The following is a 707-nucleotide window of genomic DNA, read 5'->3' as shown; positions in this document are numbered from 1 at the left end:
TAGGCTCCCACCTATCCTGTACAAATCGTATCAAAGTCCAATATCAAGCTGCAGTAAAGCTCCATGGGGTCTTTCCGTCTTGTCGCGGGTAACCTGCATCTTCACAGGTATTAAAATTTCACCGGATCTCTCGTTGAGACAGCGCCCAAGTCGTTACGCCATTCGTGCGGGTCAGAATTTACCTGACAAGGAATTTCGCTACCTTAGGACCGTTATAGTTACGGCCGCCGTTTACTGGGGCTTCGGTTCATAGCTTCGGGTTACCCCTAACCACTCCCCTTAACCTTCCAGCACCGGGCAGGCGTCAGCCCGTATACTTCGCCTTGCGGCTTCGCACAGACCTGTGTTTTTGCTAAACAGTCGCTTGGGCCTTTTCACTGCGGCCCCCTCGAGCTATTCACTCTACCGGGGCACCCCTTCTCCCGAAGTTACGGGGTCATTTTGCCGAGTTCCTTAACGAGAGTTCTTCCGCGCGCCTTAGAATTCTCTTCTCGCCTACCTGTGTCGGTTTGCGGTACGGGCACCTTCTCCTGGCTAGAGGCTTTTCTTGGCAGTGTGAGATCATGACCTTCGGTACTGTAAATTTTCCCTCCCCATCACAGCCCAGCCTTAACGATGTGCGGATTTGCCTACACATCAGCCTCACTGCTTGGACGAGCATCCATCAGCTCGCGTCACTACCCTGCTGCGTCACCCCATCGCTCATA

1 rRNA gene is annotated in these 707 nt (G+C 53.5%); it reads right to left on the bottom strand.

Annotated elements, in window-relative coordinates:
* Nucleotides 1-707, bottom strand: a 23S ribosomal RNA gene (locus MJ257_RS24630); the annotation flags it as partial.

The sequence above is a fragment of the Paenibacillus timonensis genome (genome assembly GCF_022427145.1).
Classification (GTDB): Bacteria; Bacillota; Bacilli; order Paenibacillales; family Paenibacillaceae; genus Fontibacillus; species Fontibacillus timonensis.
This window is presented reverse-complemented; position numbering and strand designations above follow the sequence as displayed.